21 protein-coding genes are annotated in these 16018 nt (G+C 69.7%); 15 read left to right on the plus strand and 6 right to left on the minus strand.

The window, feature by feature from the left end; genetic code table 11:
• Positions 1 to 85 precede the first annotated feature (85 nt).
• From P2T62_RS14920 to P2T62_RS14930, 3 genes are all read left to right on the plus strand, one after another.
• Complete coding sequence (locus tag P2T62_RS14920) at positions 86 to 580, plus strand: plastocyanin/azurin family copper-binding protein (RefSeq protein WP_276257866.1); 495 nt, start codon at positions 86 to 88, stop codon at positions 578 to 580.
• A gap of 111 nt (positions 581 to 691) precedes the next feature.
• Positions 692 to 1834 carry an acyl-CoA dehydrogenase family protein gene (locus tag P2T62_RS14925; RefSeq protein WP_276257867.1) on the plus strand — a complete coding sequence of 381 codons (1143 nt, stop codon included), beginning with the start codon at positions 692 to 694 and terminating at the stop codon, positions 1832 to 1834.
• A 71-nt stretch (positions 1835 to 1905) separates the two neighbouring features.
• Complete coding sequence (locus P2T62_RS14930) at positions 1906 to 2160, plus strand: DUF6199 family natural product biosynthesis protein (protein ID WP_276257868.1); 255 nt, start codon at positions 1906 to 1908, stop codon at positions 2158 to 2160.
• Positions 2161 to 2376: 216 nt separating this feature from the next.
• On the opposite strand, the gene P2T62_RS14935 is transcribed toward P2T62_RS14930, so the two are convergent.
• Both P2T62_RS14935 and P2T62_RS14940 read right to left on the minus strand, forming a co-directional pair.
• A complete protein-coding gene (locus P2T62_RS14935; RefSeq protein ID WP_276257869.1) occupies positions 2377 to 2922 on the minus strand; it encodes a GNAT family N-acetyltransferase in 546 nt (181 codons plus the stop codon).
• Positions 2923 to 3005: 83 nt separating this feature from the next.
• Positions 3006 to 3572, minus strand: coding sequence for a hypothetical protein (locus P2T62_RS14940; protein WP_276257870.1), 567 nt, complete (start codon positions 3570 to 3572; stop codon positions 3006 to 3008).
• Between the two features lie 93 nt (positions 3573 to 3665).
• Between P2T62_RS14940 and P2T62_RS14945 the strand changes: the two genes are divergently transcribed.
• Both P2T62_RS14945 and nth read left to right on the plus strand, forming a co-directional pair.
• Complete coding sequence (locus P2T62_RS14945; protein ID WP_276257871.1) at positions 3666 to 4046, plus strand: DUF4260 domain-containing protein; 381 nt, start codon at positions 3666 to 3668, stop codon at positions 4044 to 4046.
• Between the two features lie 69 nt (positions 4047 to 4115).
• On the plus strand, positions 4116 to 4799 hold the full coding sequence (nth, locus tag P2T62_RS14950; protein ID WP_276257872.1) for an endonuclease III: 684 nt from the start codon (positions 4116 to 4118) through the stop codon (positions 4797 to 4799).
• A gap of 356 nt (positions 4800 to 5155) precedes the next feature.
• Here the strand turns inward: nth and P2T62_RS14955 are convergent, their stop codons facing one another.
• Both P2T62_RS14955 and P2T62_RS14960 read right to left on the minus strand, forming a co-directional pair.
• Positions 5156 to 5659 (minus strand): DUF7321 family protein, encoded by a 504-nt coding sequence (locus P2T62_RS14955; RefSeq protein ID WP_276257873.1) that lies wholly within the window; start codon positions 5657 to 5659, stop codon positions 5156 to 5158.
• A gap of 133 nt (positions 5660 to 5792) precedes the next feature.
• A complete protein-coding gene (locus tag P2T62_RS14960; RefSeq protein WP_276257874.1) occupies positions 5793 to 6476 on the minus strand; it encodes a helix-turn-helix domain-containing protein in 684 nt (227 codons plus the stop codon).
• 51 nt (positions 6477 to 6527) lie between these two features.
• On the opposite strand from P2T62_RS14960, the gene P2T62_RS14965 reads away from it, so the two are divergent.
• The 8 genes from P2T62_RS14965 (at position 6528) to P2T62_RS15000 (ending at position 11890) form a co-directional block, all read left to right on the plus strand.
• Positions 6528 to 7403 carry a DUF7319 domain-containing protein gene (locus tag P2T62_RS14965; protein ID WP_276257875.1) on the plus strand — a complete coding sequence of 292 codons (876 nt, stop codon included), beginning with the start codon at positions 6528 to 6530 and terminating at the stop codon, positions 7401 to 7403.
• A gap of 143 nt (positions 7404 to 7546) precedes the next feature.
• On the plus strand, positions 7547 to 8101 hold the full coding sequence (locus P2T62_RS14970; protein WP_276257876.1) for a plastocyanin/azurin family copper-binding protein: 555 nt from the start codon (positions 7547 to 7549) through the stop codon (positions 8099 to 8101).
• A gap of 1 nt (position 8102) precedes the next feature.
• Positions 8103 to 8489 (plus strand): DUF7318 family protein, encoded by a 387-nt coding sequence (locus P2T62_RS14975; protein ID WP_276257877.1) that lies wholly within the window; start codon positions 8103 to 8105, stop codon positions 8487 to 8489.
• The gene (locus P2T62_RS14980) at positions 8489 to 9334 is read left to right on the plus strand and encodes a Rieske (2Fe-2S) protein (RefSeq protein WP_276257878.1); all 846 of its coding nucleotides are present in this window, start codon (positions 8489 to 8491) and stop codon (positions 9332 to 9334) included. Before P2T62_RS14975 ends, P2T62_RS14980 begins: the two co-directional genes overlap by 1 nt.
• A gap of 86 nt (positions 9335 to 9420) precedes the next feature.
• On the plus strand, positions 9421 to 10215 hold the full coding sequence (locus P2T62_RS14985; RefSeq protein WP_276257879.1) for a cytochrome b: 795 nt from the start codon (positions 9421 to 9423) through the stop codon (positions 10213 to 10215).
• Positions 10216 to 10221: 6 nt separating this feature from the next.
• Positions 10222 to 11019: a cytochrome b family protein gene (locus tag P2T62_RS14990; RefSeq protein ID WP_276257880.1), complete on the plus strand. Its 798-nt coding sequence runs from the start codon at positions 10222 to 10224 to the stop codon at positions 11017 to 11019.
• 344 nt (positions 11020 to 11363) lie between these two features.
• Entirely contained in the window at positions 11364 to 11612 is a 249-nt protein-coding gene (locus P2T62_RS14995) for a DUF7315 family membrane protein (RefSeq protein ID WP_276261627.1), read from the plus strand.
• A gap of 8 nt (positions 11613 to 11620) precedes the next feature.
• Positions 11621 to 11890, plus strand: a complete 270-nt coding sequence (locus P2T62_RS15000; RefSeq protein ID WP_276257881.1) for a DUF7314 family protein — start codon at positions 11621 to 11623, stop codon at positions 11888 to 11890.
• Positions 11891 to 11997: 107 nt separating this feature from the next.
• Here the strand turns inward: P2T62_RS15000 and P2T62_RS15005 are convergent, their stop codons facing one another.
• Entirely contained in the window at positions 11998 to 13059 is a 1062-nt protein-coding gene (locus P2T62_RS15005; RefSeq protein ID WP_276257882.1) for a polyprenyl synthetase family protein, read from the minus strand.
• Between the two features lie 94 nt (positions 13060 to 13153).
• Positions 13154 to 14455 carry a M28 family metallopeptidase gene (locus tag P2T62_RS15010; protein ID WP_276257883.1) on the minus strand — a complete coding sequence of 434 codons (1302 nt, stop codon included), beginning with the start codon at positions 14453 to 14455 and terminating at the stop codon, positions 13154 to 13156.
• Positions 14456 to 14620: 165 nt separating this feature from the next.
• On the opposite strand from P2T62_RS15010, the gene P2T62_RS15015 reads away from it, so the two are divergent.
• Entirely contained in the window at positions 14621 to 15064 is a 444-nt protein-coding gene (locus tag P2T62_RS15015; RefSeq protein WP_276257884.1) for a DUF7313 family protein, read from the plus strand.
• A 150-nt stretch (positions 15065 to 15214) separates the two neighbouring features.
• A complete protein-coding gene (locus P2T62_RS15020) occupies positions 15215 to 15994 on the plus strand; it encodes an NAD(+)/NADH kinase (protein ID WP_276257885.1) in 780 nt (259 codons plus the stop codon).
• The last annotated feature ends 24 nt before the right edge of the window (positions 15995 to 16018 follow it).

The raw sequence follows: 16018 nt of genomic DNA on the forward strand, positions 1-16018 counted from the left end.
CGGCAGGGCGCGCCCGGCGCCGGGACCGGGTACGCCCCTCGCCGGCGACCTCGGTTTCTTGTACGGGCCGCCGTAACGTACGACCATGACAGACCGGACGACCCGGCGGCGGCTGCTCACGCTCGGCGGGACGGCACTCGCGACGGCGGTGGCCGGGTGCACCGGCGACGGTGGCGATGGTGGCGGCGATGGTGGCGCCAGCCCGACCGACCAGACCGCCGAGGAACCCGACCAGGAGATCATCGTCGGGCCCGGTGGCTCGCTGAAGTTCGACCCGGCCGAGGTGACCGTCTCCCCGGGTGATACGGTGCAGTGGACCTGGGATTCGGACTTCCACACCGTGACCGTCGACAGCCAGCCCGAGGGTGAGAACTGGAGCGGCACCGGCGAGGAGACGCACGACACGGGGTACACCCACGTCCACACGTTCTCGACGGCCGGCACCTACGAGTACTACTGCCAGCCACACCGCGGCCAGGGGATGGTCGGGACGGTCACCGTCGGCTCCGGCGGCGGGGATGGGAGCGGTAGCGACTCGACGCCGACCGACGGCGGTGGGGGCGACGGCGGCGCGTACTGAGAGCGAGACGGACCGGGGACAGGGCGTCGACGGTCCCGTCGCGGGAACCACCGGCGACCCGATGTCCGGGGTTGGAGTGAGTTTTATTGCCGCCGGACCGCAGGTTCGGCTATGGACTTCGAGCTGCCGAACGAGCACCGGATGATCCGGGACACCGTCCGGGACTTCTGCGAGGCCGAGATCGAGCCCATCGCACAGGAGATCGAAGACGAGCACCGCTTCCCCGCCGAGGTGTTCGAGGAACTCGGCGATCTGGACCTGATGGGCGTTCCCGTGGCCGAGGAGTACGGTGGGGCCGGCGGCGACTACCTGATGTACGCGCTCGTCGCCGAGGAGCTCGGCCGGGTCTCGGGCTCCATCGGCCTCTCGTACGTCGCACACACCTCGCTCGGCAGCAAGCCCATCGAGATGTTCGGCACCGAGGCACAGAAGGAGGAGTGGCTCCGGCCGCTCGCCGAGGGCGAGGAGATGGGCGCCTGGGCGCTCACGGAGCCCTCCTCGGGCAGCGACGCCTCGGACATGGACACGATGGCCGAGAAGGACGGCGACGAGTACGTCATCAACGGGACGAAGCAGTTCATCACGAACGCGAACGTCGCCAACTCCGTCCTCGTGAAGGCCGTCACCGAACCCGGGGCGGGGTACGACGGCATCTCCACGTTCATCGTCGACCCCGACAACGACGACGGGTTCGAGGTCTCGACGGTGTGGGACAAGATGGGGCTGAACGCCTCGCCGACCTGCGAGCTCCAGCTCGACGACGTCCGCGTGCCCGAGGACCGCCTGCTGGGCGAGGAGGGTGAGGGCTGGAAACAGACGAAGAAGACCCTCGACGGCGGTCGCATCAGCATCGCGGCGCTCTCGACGGGACTCGCACAGGGTGCGTTCGAGGCCGCGAAGGAGTACGCCACCGAGCGCGAGCAGTTCGGGCAGCCCATCTCGAAGTTCGACGCCATCCGCGACAAGATCGTCGACATGGACCGGAAGATCGAGCGGGCCCGCCTGCTCACCCACAAGGCCGCGACGAAGTACGACAACGGGGAGAAGGTCACCCGGATCTCCTCGCTCGCGAAGCTGGACGCCTCCGAGGTGAGCCGGGAGGTCGCCGAGGAGGCCGTCCAGACGCTCGGCGGCTACGGTTACACGGAGGACTTCGCCCCGCAGCGGTTCTACCGCGACGCGAAGCTGATGGAGATCGGCGAGGGGACCAGCGAGATCCAGCACCTCGTCATCGGGCGCGAACTCGGGCTGTGACCCTACGGCCCACGGTGGGCCCCGGAGCGGTTCCCGGATGCTTTTAGTCCGCAGCGCGACCGCCCACGTGTATGGTCCCCCTTCCCCTCCAGTCGTTCGGCGGGCCGTTCCTCGTATTCCGGCTGTTCGGCCTGTTGTTCGCCGCCATCGGCGCGCTCAACCTGGTCCGTCCCCGTGCGATGACCGCCTACCAGATCCGGCAGCGACACGGCGACATCCAGGGCACCATCGAGCCCTCGCGGACGCGGTTGCTGTTCACCCGCCTCATGGGCGGCGTGGGCGTCGTCATCGGACTCGGCCTGGCTGCGGGGCTCATCGGCCCCTGACCGACCCCGCGCCGCACGTGCCGGGGCCACGGCGGGAACCGGCCGTCCGGTCCCTCGAACCCCGCGGTCCGCTCGGAGCGATGCATCCGCGAGGGTCGCAGAGCCCACAAGAGGTTTGGCCCTGAAATCCGGAGACGTTCACGCGGGTCCCCGGGTAGGGGAGGACCCGCACCGCCGTTCAGGACCCGGAGCGGCGGTGCCGGGCACGGCTCCCGCTCACTCCGGGCGCTCCCAGCCGTCCGTGAACGCAGCGTACCGGTGGAGATCGACGCGCTCGCCGCCGACGAACGCCTCGCGGTCGAGGACGGCCTCCTCGTGGAAGCCGGCCTTCTCCAGCGCCCGCATCGACGCCGGATTGTGCTCGTACACCGTCGCGACCAGCTTCTCGAGGCGCCGCTCGTCGAACGCGAACGCGGTCAGCAGCGCCACCGCGGCCGTGGCGTATCCCTCGTTCCAGTGGTCCGGGTGGATGGCGTACCCGAGTTCCGCGACGCCCCAGTTCTGCTGGACGTCACCGAACCCGATGTGGCCGACGCGGGTGCGCTCGCCGTCGACGGATGCGGCGACGAGCAGGTCGACGCCGTCGGCCTCGTCCAGCGACTCCCACCACTCGCGCTCCTGGCGGGCGTTCGTCGGCTCGCGATGGCTGATGGTCCGCCAGACGCGCGGGTCGTTGAGTTGCGACCGGAAGAAGTCGAGGTCGGCCTCCTCGATGGGGTGGAGCGTGACCGTCTCGCCGCGCAGGAAGACAGGACCGGGCATACCCGAACACCCAGGCCCGCCGGGTTGACTCTTCCCGTGGCGTGCCAGGGATTCGCACAGGAGGTTCCCGACTGCCGGGCCACTCAGAGCCGGGCGGCGTGGTAGCGATACAGCGCCTCGCGGGCGAGGCCGACGAGGAACCGGTCGCCACCGATGGAGAGCCCGACGAGCCCGGCGAGGAAGACGATACCCCACGCGACACTCACGAGGGCAGCCGACCCCGGCGGCGCACCTGCGAGGAGTCGCCGGGCGATGACGATGGCGCCGTCGAGTGCGTCGACGAAGCGGCCGTAGCCCACGACGACGATGACGAGTCCGAACAGGGCGGCGATCCCGTCGACAGCGTGGCGGGCCGGCTCCGGACGGTGCTGGTCGAGGAAGGTGACGAGCACGTCGCGCGCGCCGAACTCCGGGGCGCGGCCCCGCTTCTGGCGGACGTACGAGACCACGACGGCAACCCCGAGGCCGACCCACAGGAGGGCCGCGAAACCCAGTCGGGCGCGCGAGGCCGTCGTCCCGGCGGCCTCCGCGAGCGGGCCCGCCAGCACCGGCGTCGCCCGGTGGACGACCAGCGCGAACAGGGCGAACGCGATGGCGGCCCGGAGGTGGCCGTACTCCGGGTAGCGGACGGTGAACGAGGGCCGTTCCATGCCCGTTCGGGGATTCGGAACGACTTGAGGTTCCCGGCCACCGAGGGTGGATCCTGCAGCAGGTATTTCCGACCATCAATCGACGGCCGACCCGTGAGACCAGTCTGGTTCCTGCGCGTCGAGGGCCTCGCGGTGCTCGGCGGCGCACTGGGGGGCTACTTCACGCTGGACGGACCGCTGTGGCTGCTCGCGCTGCTGGCGCTGGCGCCCGACCTCTCGATGGTGGGCTACCTCGCCGGGCCGCGGGTCGGGAGTCTCTCGTACAACGTCGTCCACACCTACACGCTCCCGCTCGCGCTCGGCGGGGTCGGCGCGTGGGCCGACATCCGTTTCGCCATGCTCGTGGCGGCCGTCTGGGCGGGCCACATCGGCGCCGACCGGCTGTTCGGCTACGGCCTGAAGTACGAGACCGGGTTCCGGGACACGCACCTGTCGACCCAGCCCATGCCGCCGGGGCTCGGGCGATCGGACTGAGCCGACGACGAACCGGACACCCGGGCCGGGAACGCCACGACTGAAGGGGGCGCCGCCCGCGACACCGCTATGGGCACGCCACTCTCGTCGCGGGAGGCACAGGCCGCCGAGGCCGTCGACCGGCTGTACGAGCAGTACCCCGAGCCGGAGATCTCGCTGCGCTTCTCGAACCGCCTCGAACTCCTCGTCGCGGTCGTCCTCAGCGCGCAGTGTACGGACGAGCGCGTCAACGAGGTCACAGCGGACCTGTTCCAGAAGTACCAGTCGGCCGCCGACTACGCGAACGCGAGCGAGGAGCAGCTCGCCGAGGACATCTACGGCATCACCTTCCACAACAACAAGGGCGGCTACCTGAAGGGTATCGGCGAGATCCTCGTCGACGAGCACGACGGCGAGGTGCCCGACTCGATGTCGGCGCTGACGGACCTCCCCGGCGTCGGCCGCAAGACCGCGAACGTCGTCCTCCAGCACGGCCACGAGGTCGTCGAGGGCATCGTCGTGGACACGCACGTCCAGCGCATCTCCCGGCGCCTCGGCCTCACGGAGGCGGAACGCCCGGAGGCCATCGAGCAGGACCTGATGGGCATCGTCGCCGAGGACGACTGGAAGGAGTTCACCCACCTCCTCATCAGCCACGGCCGCGAGACCTGCACCGCACGGAACCCCTCGTGCGGGGACTGCGTGCTGGCCGACATCTGTCCCTCGGAGCGGGGGGACGCCGAGGTCGACCTCGCCAGCGGCGAGGCGTGGTGACGAGCGGGACGACGCAGCTGGCCCGTCGGTGCGTGCTCACCCGTCAAGTCCCCCCGGCGCGCGCTGGCGGCTGTGCCGGAGGCCAGCTCCCGCCCAGCGCGCGAGGGCCGAGAAGCACAGGCCGGAGCGAAGCGGAGGCCAAGCATCGCAGGCGGCTGGTGAGGGACGAGGTCCACCGACCCGACCGACCCACGCCGAGGCGTCCGGCGACGCACCAGCGCCGCCGGGGTGTCATCAGGTCGGCCACCATCCCGGTGACTGCTCGACCCATTACCGATATATCAATACACTACGTCGTGCGAAGCGCATATTCAACGAAAAATTGCGAGTTCGTAGAGTAATAGCACGGATACTCGTTATGTGACGACGTACCGGAGGACGTACCGCGACAGTCCCGTCAGCCACGCGATGAGCCAGAAGAAGGTGTAGCCGAACACGCCGACCCGGAGCCGGGAGCGCCAGTGGCTCATCCGGTCGGAGCCGATCTCCTCCAGCAGCACGTCCTCGTCGTAGTCGTGGTAGAGGTCGTGTTCCCACTTCGCCCGGAAGATGCGGACGATGCCGGTGAACCCGAACAGGAGGAAGGCGTAGGCGGTGAAGCCGAGGAAGGCGTGGACCGCCGAGTAGCCCCCGAACTGGGCGGAGTGCCCCCAGATGCCGAACAGGCGGGGGAACATCCAGCCGACCAGCGGAACCGTCGTCAGGGTCAACCCCGTGAGGATGAACTTGAGGTGGTAGGTGAGGACGCCCCAGGTCACCGCCTCGGCGTCGATCATGATCCACGCGCCGTAGAGGAAGCAGGGGAGCGACAGCGTCACCGCCACGGCGACCAGCGTGGCGACGAGGGCGTCGGCGACCATCACCCGGCGCTAGGCGGGCAGGCGGTTTGAGGCTCCCGATGGCGGAAGGCGCGTCCACGGGGGCCGGAAGGGCCGACGCCGTCCGCTCCGGGCGTGTCCGCGGCCCGGCCCCCGGTCCGGCCGCATCCCCGATTCAGTCCTCGGTCCCGGCGAGGAGGTGGTCCATCAGGTTCGCCTGGGCACGGCGGAGGTGCTCGCCGACCGTCGAGGGGTCGAGGTCGAGCCGTTCGGCGATGTCGTCGGCGGTCGCCTCCCGGGGGACGTCGTAGTAGCCCAGCTCGTGGGCGGTCCGGACGACCTCCCGCTGGCGGGCCGTGAGGGCGTCGAGCGGTGCCGATGGTCCCTGGTAGTCCGCGAAGCGCTCGACCCGTGCATCGACGCCGACCTCGTCGAGTCGCTCGACCCCACGACTGATGTCGGCCTGCGAGCCGACGATGGCGACCTGTATCCCCCGCTCGTCCATCCCGCGGACGTCCCGGGTGATGACCTCCTGCTCGGGGAGTTCGGGGATGCGGAGTTCACAGAGGTAGGTCGCGCCGTCCCCGGACTCGGGGAGGCGCTCCCACCAGACGACCGGGTCGAGAGCGTCGAGTCGGCCGGCGGCCACCGGACGCTCGAGCCGCACGAGGACGATTCCGGTCGACCCCCGCCAGACGAGGTCGGTCACGTCACGGATCCCCGCCTCGTCGACGACCTCGAACAGGTCGCCCAGACCGAGCGTCTCCAGCTGGGCCCAGTCGAGCTGCAACACGGCCTCGCGCACGTCCGGCATCCGGGCGGCGATGTGTGGCCGACGGGCAAAGTCGTTCTGCCCCATGGCCGGAGCGCGTCGGAAACGGTTTACCGGGCGCAACCGTACGTTCGGGCGATGGCTGACCCCCGGTCGACCCCCAGCGAGGACGGCCCCGATGCCGACGACCCCCCGGCAGACGAGTCGGCCGCCGACCGAGGACACGACGGGGACGCGGCCGACGACGGCGGGTCGCCGGACGAGTTCTCCACCGAGGAGCTCCGGGCGCAGGTCGAGGAGAAGTACGATTTCGAGGACTTCAAACCGGAGGACATGAAGCGGATGTCCCCGGAGGAGTGGGACGCGGCGTTCGACCCCGAGACCTGGATCACCGGCGAGGAGCTGATGGACCGGGTGGAGGCCGACATCAAGGCCGCCGTCGTCCGCCGCGACGTGTTCGCCCGTATCGAGCGGCTGGACGACCCCGACCGCATCGTGGCCTACTCCGACGAGGGGTACGCCGTGGTCTACGGGGACGGGAGCATCGAGGGCTCGGGCACGGTCCTGCGCGACGTGAAGCCAGTCGTGGCGCTCTGTTCGATGGAGGAGTACGAGCCCGACGAGATGCCGGACGGCGACCTGCTGCCGGACCCCATGGAGGTGCCGGAGGGGAGCGGCGAGCGCGGGAACCTGATGCTGCAGATCGTCGCCGGCATCCAGCTCCTCGCCGGGCTGGTCCTGCTCGGCGGCGGTGTCCTCTCCGCGCTGGACGGCACCGAGGGGAGTTCCATCCTCGTCATCGCCGGGGTGGGCTTCCTCTTCATCGCGTTCGTCCTCTTCTTCACGGTGGCGAACGCCCGGCTCTCGGACAAGTTCCGGGCCGAGGAGTACCGCAACCGGCTCCGGGCCATCGGCGTAGAGGGCGAGGATCGGCCGGAGTTCATGGACGACCTCGTGGCCGAGCACCCGGAGCTGGTCGAGCCCGACGACGAGGACGGCGAGACGGCCGCCTGAGACCGGCCGACCGGCGATTGCAGCGGGGTTGATACGCCGCCCTCGAACCGGCGTGTCTGCCGCCTTCGGACCCGACCGCGGCCGGGGCGACGGCCCCGCGTTCGGTGAGTTTATAGGCGCGTAAACCCGAGTCCGTGGTGTATATGAACAGACGGGAGTTTCTGCGGACCGGCGCCGGGGCGACCGCGGTCGCCGCGGCGGCGTCCGCCAGCACCGCGGGCACGGCCAGCGCCCAGGCCGCCGAGGTCGCCGTCGGCCCCGGCGGCAACCTCGTCTTCGAGCCAGCGGAGGTGTACGTCGCACCCGGCGAGACCGTGAGCTGGAGCTGGGACTCGGACAACCACAACATCCAGGTCCTCAACCAGCCCGACGGCGCCGAGTGGGAGGGCACGGAGGGTGAAAAGACGGTGACGTACAACACCGGCCACACCTACGAGTACACCTTCGAGACGACGGGCACCTACGAGTACCAGTGCTTCCCGCACGCGCCGTCGATGGCCGGACAGGTCATCGTCAACGAGAGCGGGGAGGCGCCCTCCAGCGGCGGGCAGAAGGAGGCCGACCCCAAGCACATGGGGGTCCCCATCCAGGCGCACTTCGTGGGCATCGCGACCATCCTCGCCATCTTCGTGTCGCTGATGTTCACGTTCTTCCTGCTCAAGTACGGCGAGAGCCCGCACGCGAGCGGAGGTGACTGACATGAGTTCCGGCAACAACACCTACGGCGCGATCCACCGCTACGAGCCCCCGAGCGAGTCGACGGCGGCGCTCATCGGCATCGTCCTCCTGACGGTCGTCGAGGTCGTCTTCGTCGGCCTGTTCACCTACGGGCTCGTCGCCGGGTGGGGCCTGAGCGAGTTCGGGAACATGTTCCTGGGCGGGATGCTCGCCGTCATCTTCCTGGACCTGGCGTTCATCCTGCTGCTGTACCGGAAGGAGTTCCTCCCCGACGTGATGATCGTCAAGAAGCGCCGGCGGAAGTGGGAGGACCTCTACGTCCGCGAGGAGGACATGTACGGAACCGATTCGCTACCCGACGCCTGGGAGTCGGTGAAGCGCGCGGTGTACCCCTACTACAAGAAATAATGAGCGCAGACGACAAGTACCCGGCCGAGAGCGGCCGACGGCGCTTCGTCAAGGGCGTCGTCGGGAGCGCGACCCTGGCCGGAATCGGTACCGGCTCGGCGGTCGCGGTCAACACCGCTACCTCCTCGTCCGGGGCCGGCGGCGGTATCACACAGTACTTCGCCATCGAGAACACCGACGGCCCCGCCCCGCGCGGGATGCCGCAGGTGCCGGTCCGGAAGAACTCCAGCGGCGAGCTGGAGGGCATCTGGCCCGACACCGTCGAGGACGGCGTCGCGCAGATGGAGCTGGGCGGCTCGACGTACTCGTCGGCCGCGTTCCAGTACTGCGGCGTGCAGACCTACCCCGGTGTGCAGCCCGACGCCGACCAGAACAACGTGTTCAAGGCGGCTGCCTCGCCGCCGTACGACTGGCAGTCCGAGGAGGTGGAGGCGGGCGACCCCATCACGGCGGACCTGTTCGAGGACTTCCGTGAGTGGAACGGCGGCATCGGCAAGTCCGGGCTGGGCAAGCCCGCGATGGCGACCTGGCGCTCCGAGGACGTGCCGCCCTCCTCGACGATTCCGGTACAGGTGCTCCGGTCGCCGAAGATCATCGAGATGCGCGAGAACCCGCCGGAGGGCATCGACGGGAACTGGCTGCGCGCCTCCACCACCGAGGACGGCTTCATGGCGTGGGTCGACAAGTGCACGCACTTCTGCTGCGTGCCGGCGTTCAAGGCCTACGAGGGCAGCGCGAAGTTCGGCGGCGAGGACGCCGTCTACTGCCAGTGCCACCAGTCCATCTACGACCCCTTCAGCATCCAGCGAGTCTCGTTCGTCGCGCTCCCGCGGCCGAGCGAGTGACGGGGCGCGAACCACGGCTATAAGTCGCATCGGCACTAACGAACGGGCAGGCGGAACCCCCGGAAACCGGGAGACGGGAACACAACATGAGTCTGGAACGCAAAGACGACTTCGACCACGAAGGCTGGATGAAGGAGCGGGACCTCACGCCAGTCGAGACGGTCTACCTCACGACCCTGATGTGGCTCGACAAGCGGCTCCGCATCGTTGATTACCTCGAACTGCTCGAGGACCTGTACTACAAGATCAACATGCAGATGCCGAAGAGCCACACGGAACAGTACAACCTGGACAACAAGTTCTGGTACTGGTACCCACTGTACGCGCTCGGGAGCTTCAGTACCATCGCCTACGTAGTGGCAGCCATCTCCGGCGCACTGCTGGGCTTCTACTACTCGCCCGCGACCACGGGCGACCCCTCGACCGCGTACAACTCCATCACGTTCATCATGACCGACCTGCGCTTTGGCTTCTTCCTCAGGAGTCTCCACCGCTGGTCGGCACAGGTGATGGTCGCGGCGGTCTTCCTCCACATGCTGCGCGTCTACTTCACGGGCGCGTACAAGGAGCCCCGCGAGCTCAACTGGATCATCGGCATCGTGCTCATCTCGCTGACGATGGTCTTCGGGTACACGGGCTACCTGCTCCCGTGGGACCAGCTGGCCTTCTGGGCCGGGCAGATCGGGGTCGAGATGGCGTTATCTGTGCCGCTGGCGGGTGAGTGGGTGGCCCAGCTACTGTTCGGCGGGTTCACCCTGAGCCAGTCCACGTTGCAGCGGATGTACATCCTGCACGTGTTCTTCCTGCCGTTCATCACGACGGCGCTCATCGCCATCCACATCGGCATCGTCTGGATGCAGGGCATCGCGGAGCCGCACTGATCAACAATGACCGACGAACACACCACCACGGACGAGGAGACGGAGACAGCCACCGACGGTGGGCAGGAGGCGGCGGCCGACGGGAGCGGCATCGTCGCCCCCGACGACGAGACGCCCACCTGGCGCGAGCGCAAGGAGCGCACGCAGGGCCTCTCGCAGCTCACCTACGAGTACTTCGAGCGGGCCCGCCGCGAGGACCAGGACCTCCGGACCGAGAGCGACTACGTCGAGCGCGACGTGCTCGCGTTCCCGGTCTGGCCCCACGAGATGATCCGGAACCTGGCGCTGACGAGCTTCTTCGTCGGCATGATCATCTTCCTGTCGGCGGCGCTGCCGCCCCACATCGGGGCGCCGGCGAACCCCTCGCAGACCCCGGCGGTCATCCTGCCGGACTGGTACCTCTACTGGTCGTTCGGCCTGCTCAAGCTCGGCCCGCTCAACCCCGAGCTGGCCCTGCTGGGCGGCCAGAAGCTGATGGCCGACCGGACCTACGGCGTCGTCGCCAACCTGGTCGTCGTCGGCTTCATCGCCATCGTCCCCTTCCTGAACAAGGGGGCGGCCCGCCGACCCGTCGAGCAGCCGTTCTGGGCGGCCGTCGGCGTCTTCGGCGTCCTGTTCGCCATCACCATCAGCGCGCTGTCGGTCAAGAACCTCGCGCCCATGGACGCGCACCTGCTGTTCGACCTGACGTTCCTGGTGCCGTTCGTCGGTGGCTTCCTCTCGTACGCGGTGTTCAAGTCGATGCGCGAGGGGTACATGTTCGAGCTGAACCGGCGCTACTACCGGCTGCGGCCGCCGAAGTGACGCCGTAGCGTCCCGTTCCTCACCGTCCCCGTCTCTCATCACGTCCACACCGCACGTCCGACAGCGACGCGGCTCGCCGTCCCTCGCGCACGTCCTCCACGACGCGGCGGTCGGGCGCTCCCCGATTGGCCGGCGCTCCGCCCGTGCCCGACCAGCAGCACCCTGCCGGACTCTCAACCCTCAAGTGCGTCGCTCGCCTAGGTCGGCCGATGACGGACAGCGAGGCCGAGGCGTCGGCGGGCGCCGGGGACCCGGCACCGGACCACGCACCCGACCCGGAGCTCAAGGAGGGGCCGTCGGTCTCGGACGCCGAGGTCGACCCCGAGGGTGCGGGCGGCCGGGACGTGGTCGTGCCGCTGGCGCTGTACAAGCGCATCACCGTCTTCTCGACGCTGTTCGCCGTGGTCGCGGTGCTGGCGGGGTTCGTCCTGCTCGACACCGCGACCGGCCGCGCGAGCCGCGAGTTGAGCGAGGTCAACGTGGTGCTGGCGGTCGCTGGCCTGCTGAGTATCGGCGCCGGCGCGGCGGTGTACGCCTTCTCGACACGGTTCCGGACGGCGGGAATGGGAAACCCTAAAGACGGCGAGAACTAAGCGCGAGTATGGCAGACGAGTTCGCCAAGGGCTTCGGTATCCTCGTGACAGCGGGGCTGGGCTGGATGACGCTCGCCGGCTGGTACACCACGGCCGGCTTCGAGGACACACAGCTCATCGCCCCGGAACCGGCGGCCGCGAACTTCTACGACACCGTGGCACTCCTGCTGAAGGACGTCCTGTTCTGGTTCGCCATCATCGGGGCGATCACCTTCTGGGTCGTCATCCCGGCGATGCGGGAGGCCCGTCGCGCCTTCGAGGGCGAACCGGAGAACTGAGCCGCCGCCGTTCGACATCCTCTGCACCGACCGTCGGTCCCTTCCTCACGCCTGCTTCGACCGGGAGCGACGCGAACCACCACGTCTACCGGGGACTCGGCCGTGGCTCAGACCTCGCGCTCGACCACGAACCGGGTGAAGTCGGCGAGTTGCTCGGCCGGTCCCGGTTCGAGGTCGGCCTCGTCGAGGTGGTCGCGGGCGTCCGCGGCGAGCGCCTCGGCCTGCTCGCGCGCGTACTCGACGCTGCCGGTCGATTCGATGATCTCGATGGCCTCGCGGACCTCGGCGTCGGTGTTCTCGTCGCTCCAGAGGATGTCGACGAGCCGCTCGGCGTCGTCGCGGTCGGCGTTGGTGACCGCGTGGATGACGGGCAGGGTCTTCTTGCCCTCGCGGATGTCGTTGCCGACACCCTTGCCGAAGTCGCCGCCGGCCTCCATCGCGTGCTCGATGTCGAGGATGTCGTCGGCGATCTGGAAGGCGACGCTCATCGACTCGGCGAAGCGGGCGACGTGGAGTTCGTCGTCCTCGTTGTCCGTGATGATGGCGGCCAGCCGTGCGACGATGCGGCCCAGCGCGCCCGTCTTGCACGCGGACATCTCCAGGTACTCCGCCTCCGTGAGGTCGACCTCGCGGGCGTTGTGCCACCGGATGTCCATCCCCTGGCCGAGATGGGTCCGGTTGAGCTCGTGCATCAGCATCTCGTAGGCCGCGAGCCGGGTCTCCGCGTCGAGCTCCGCGGGGTTCCGGGTGAGTACCTTCAGCGGGAGGAAGTACATCGCGTTGCCGGCGTTCAGGGCGATATCGACGCCGAACTCGTGGTGGAGGGCGGGCTCGCCACGGCGCATCGTCGCGCCGTCCTCGACGTCGTCGACGATGATGGTCCCGTTGTGGAGGATCTCCGGGATACAGGCGTACTGGAGGTAATCGTGGGGGTCCTCGCCGAACCCCTCGACGAGGACCAGCAGCAGGACCGCGCGCCACCGCTTGCCGCCGCGGTCGAGGAGGTTCCAGATGGGGTCGGCCAGTGCCGTCTGGATGGCCTCGGGGTCGTACTGGTAGGCGGCAGGGCCGAAGAAGTCGGTGAGGTAGTCCGCGTCGACCTCGCGGGGGAGCAGCTCCTCGATGGTCTCGTCGACGACCGGCCGCCACTCCGCGAGTACCTCGCGCATGGGCAATCGGAATCCGGGACCGGACTAAACGCTTGCGCGTCGCTCCGGCGTCCATCGGGCCACGGTGACCATCGGCGGCCGGAGGGGGTCGCAGTCAGTACGGCCAGTCGCCGGTCACCTGCAGGCCCTCCGCGTAGTCCTCGGCGTCGAGTTGTGCGGCGATGGCCTCGGGCTCGCGGTGTGCGACCGTCGTCCCCTCGTCCGCGAGGTGGACGACCAGTTCGGTGATGAGGACGGCCTGCTCGCGGAGGGTCCGTGGCTCCAGTTTGTCCAGCGTGTCGGCCCGGGTGTGCCCCCAGCCCCGGTCCGCGGAGCCGGTCTCGCTCGTCAGGTGGTAGCCGGGGACGCCCCACTTGACGTACTGCCAGTGGTCGCTGTGCGGGCCCAGGCGGGGCGTCGTCGCGATGGGGTGGTCGAACCGGTCGGCGACCACCCCGACCGCGTCCCGGAGTCCGTCGAACCCGTGCGTGTAGGCCTTCAGCGTCCGCGCGACGCCGACGCCGTCGTTGTTGACGACCGCCACCACGTCGTCGTGGGCGCGCTCCTCGGCGTCGTACCCCGAGCCGAGCAGCCCCACCTCCTCGGCACCGAAACAGACCACGTGGACCCGGGTGTCGAGTTCGGCCTCGCGCGCGGCCAGCGTCCGGGCGAGTTCGACGACCATCGCCGTGCCGGCGCCGTTGTCGCCCGCGCCCTCGGCGATGTCGTGGGCGTCGACGTGGCTCGTCAGGAGGACCGCCTCGTCGGTATCGGGCCCGAGGTCGGCGTGGACGTTCTGGCTCGTCGCCGGGGGCGTCTCGCAGTCGACCCGGACCGTCACGGGCTCGCCCGCATCCCGACGTGCGAGGCGGGCGCCAACCTCCTTCGAGACGCCGACAGCGGGGATGTCGCCGATGGGTGCGCCGGGCGTCCCGACGCTGCCGGTCGGCGCGAGGCAGCCCTCGACGTGGTTGCGGAAGACGAACGCCGCCGCGCCGCCCTCGACCGCACGGTAGTACTTCTCGCGCCGGTGGAGGAAGCGGTCGTACCACCCGGGCACGTTCGAGGCCGCCATGACGACCGCCCCCTCCAGGTCGCGGTCGAAGTCCCCGGGGAGGCCGTGGCCCACGTCGACCAGTTCGCCGCTCACCTCGCCCGCTGGCGAGCGCGGGAGGGCGATGCACTCCTCGGAGCCCGCGGCGGCCTCCACCGAGGACGAGCCGCGGACCCACCCCTGGATGTCGAACTCGTCGAGATGGGCGTCGCGCGCGCCGACCGCCGCCAGCGCGTCACGGGTCGCCTCGGCCGCCTCGCGCTCGCCCTCGCTCCCGGCCATCCGGTTCCCGATGTCGACCAGCCGCTCCAGGTGGTCCCAGCCGACATCGCTCGTGAACGTCTCGCCGATCCAGTCTGCCATGGCACCGTCGGGGGGCGGCGAGGTCAAAAAGGGCGGCGCCCCGCGTCGAGCAGGGCGGGCGGGAACCCGACCGGAGCCCCCAGGGGCGGAGGTGAGTCGTTTTGCCCCCGGAGAAGTGGGCGCCGATTGGAAAGTTTGAAACGCGCATACGACCGAACGTGGGGTATGGCCGAGCCACTCGTCAACCTCTTCGGGCCCGTGGATACGTTCCTGGGGCCGTACATCGAGTACGTCCTGCTGGCGCTGCTGGTGGTCAACATCGGTGCCCGGGCGCTCGAGTACGAGCGCATCAAGAGCCAGGTCGCCGACGGCGGCGCCGACGCGGTCAGCCGGCATCCGCTCCGCGTCGGGACGAACTTCCTGCTGCTGGCGGGGTCGTTCTACTACCTGACCGTCCACCACCACGGCGGGATGGTGTTCTCGATCCTCGTGCTCGGACTGTTCCTGACGGACCTGTTCGAGTTCGAGTCCCGGAAGGTGGAGGCCCGCCGGGAGATCGACATCGAGCGCCCGAAGGGCGCCATCGCCGCCTCGCTGCTCGCGCTCATGTACATCGGCTACCAGACGGTGTTCTTCATCATCGAACCCGTCTGGTCCTCGGTCGTCTGAGCGCGCCCGGACGACAGCCGACCGCGGTTCTCCGATACGCTTCTTCTGGTGCCCGACCACCACGCCCATCCTGCAGTCACCCGGCCAGCGGCGGCGCTTCCGGGGCGTCTTTCCGGGGGCTTATGTCGTCGCCCGCCGACGGTTCCGGACATGAGCGACGAGGGGGTCCTCCGGCGGCTCGGCGTGGTCGGCGACGGGGAGGTCGCCCGGGCCGTGCTGGGGGCCGCCGAGCGGGCCGGACTCGACACCGTCGAGGGAGGGGCCCGTGCGATGGCCGAGGAGCGCAGCGTCGACGCCATCGTGACGGTCGGGGAGTCGGCGCTGACCGCGCTGGCACGGCACGGCGTCTCGGCCGCCATCCTGCCCGTGGGGGCAGTGTCGGGCGTGGGGGCGGTTCCGTCGCCGGCAGCCGAGCGGGGCGTCGGCTCGCTCGTCGCGGGCGAGTTCGAGGTGTCCGAGCATCCCGTGCTGGCCACGAGCGGGCCGCTGGACGATGTGCGCGCGCTGTTCGACCTCACGCTGGTCACCGAGGAGGCCGCACGTATCTCCGAGTACACGGTACGCTCGGGGACGACGACCGTCCGGCAGTTCCGCGCCGACGGCGTCGTGGTCGCGACGCCGGCAGGGAGTTCGGACTACGCGCGGGCCGCGGGCGGGCCGGTGGTGGGCGCCGGGACCGGCGTGGTGAGCGTCGTCCCGATATCCCCGTTCGCGACGGACACGGACCACTGGGTGCTGGCCGACGACTCGGTCGTGCTCCGCGTCGACCGCGACGAGGCACCGGTCGAGCTGCTGGCCGACGGCCGCTCGGCCGGCCGCGTGGCCCCGGGCGAGGACGTCCGGCTCCGACCGACGGACAGCGTCCGCCTGCTGCAGGTCCCGGAGGGCCGCTCCCCGTTCGACGAGCGGGGGGTCCCGGCCGACCGATAGGACGACGGCCCCGTGCCGGGGACC

Origin of the sequence: Haloglomus litoreum, from assembly GCF_029338515.1 — an archaeon.
Lineage (GTDB): Archaea > Halobacteriota > Halobacteria > Halobacteriales > Haloarculaceae > Haloglomus > Haloglomus litoreum.

Bases quoted from the DNA above. Each gene is read 5' to 3' on its own strand.
- P2T62_RS14920 (WP_276257866.1), top strand. From the start codon at position 86: ATGACAGACCGGACGACCCGGCGGCGGCTGCTCACGCTCGGCGGGACG.
- P2T62_RS14925 (WP_276257867.1), top strand. From the start codon at position 692: ATGGACTTCGAGCTGCCGAACGAGCACCGGATGATCCGGGACACCGTC.
- P2T62_RS14930 (WP_276257868.1), top strand. From the start codon at position 1,906: ATGGTCCCCCTTCCCCTCCAGTCGTTCGGCGGGCCGTTCCTCGTATTC.
- P2T62_RS14935 (WP_276257869.1), bottom strand. From the start codon at position 2,922: ATGCCCGGTCCTGTCTTCCTGCGCGGCGAGACGGTCACGCTCCACCCC.
- P2T62_RS14940 (WP_276257870.1), bottom strand. From the start codon at position 3,572: ATGGAACGGCCCTCGTTCACCGTCCGCTACCCGGAGTACGGCCACCTC.
- nth (WP_276257872.1), top strand. From the start codon at position 4,116: ATGGGCACGCCACTCTCGTCGCGGGAGGCACAGGCCGCCGAGGCCGTC.
- P2T62_RS14955 (WP_276257873.1), bottom strand. From the start codon at position 5,659: ATGGTCGCCGACGCCCTCGTCGCCACGCTGGTCGCCGTGGCGGTGACG.
- P2T62_RS14960 (WP_276257874.1), bottom strand. From the start codon at position 6,476: ATGGGGCAGAACGACTTTGCCCGTCGGCCACACATCGCCGCCCGGATG.
- P2T62_RS14965 (WP_276257875.1), top strand. From the start codon at position 6,528: ATGGCTGACCCCCGGTCGACCCCCAGCGAGGACGGCCCCGATGCCGAC.
- P2T62_RS14970 (WP_276257876.1), top strand. From the start codon at position 7,547: ATGAACAGACGGGAGTTTCTGCGGACCGGCGCCGGGGCGACCGCGGTC.
- P2T62_RS14975 (WP_276257877.1), top strand. From the start codon at position 8,103: ATGAGTTCCGGCAACAACACCTACGGCGCGATCCACCGCTACGAGCCC.
- P2T62_RS14980 (WP_276257878.1), top strand. From the start codon at position 8,489: ATGAGCGCAGACGACAAGTACCCGGCCGAGAGCGGCCGACGGCGCTTC.
- P2T62_RS14985 (WP_276257879.1), top strand. From the start codon at position 9,421: ATGAGTCTGGAACGCAAAGACGACTTCGACCACGAAGGCTGGATGAAG.
- P2T62_RS14990 (WP_276257880.1), top strand. From the start codon at position 10,222: ATGACCGACGAACACACCACCACGGACGAGGAGACGGAGACAGCCACC.
- P2T62_RS15000 (WP_276257881.1), top strand. From the start codon at position 11,621: ATGGCAGACGAGTTCGCCAAGGGCTTCGGTATCCTCGTGACAGCGGGG.
- P2T62_RS15005 (WP_276257882.1), bottom strand. From the start codon at position 13,059: ATGCGCGAGGTACTCGCGGAGTGGCGGCCGGTCGTCGACGAGACCATC.
- P2T62_RS15010 (WP_276257883.1), bottom strand. From the start codon at position 14,455: ATGGCAGACTGGATCGGCGAGACGTTCACGAGCGATGTCGGCTGGGAC.
- P2T62_RS15015 (WP_276257884.1), top strand. From the start codon at position 14,621: ATGGCCGAGCCACTCGTCAACCTCTTCGGGCCCGTGGATACGTTCCTG.
- P2T62_RS15020 (WP_276257885.1), top strand. From the start codon at position 15,215: ATGAGCGACGAGGGGGTCCTCCGGCGGCTCGGCGTGGTCGGCGACGGG.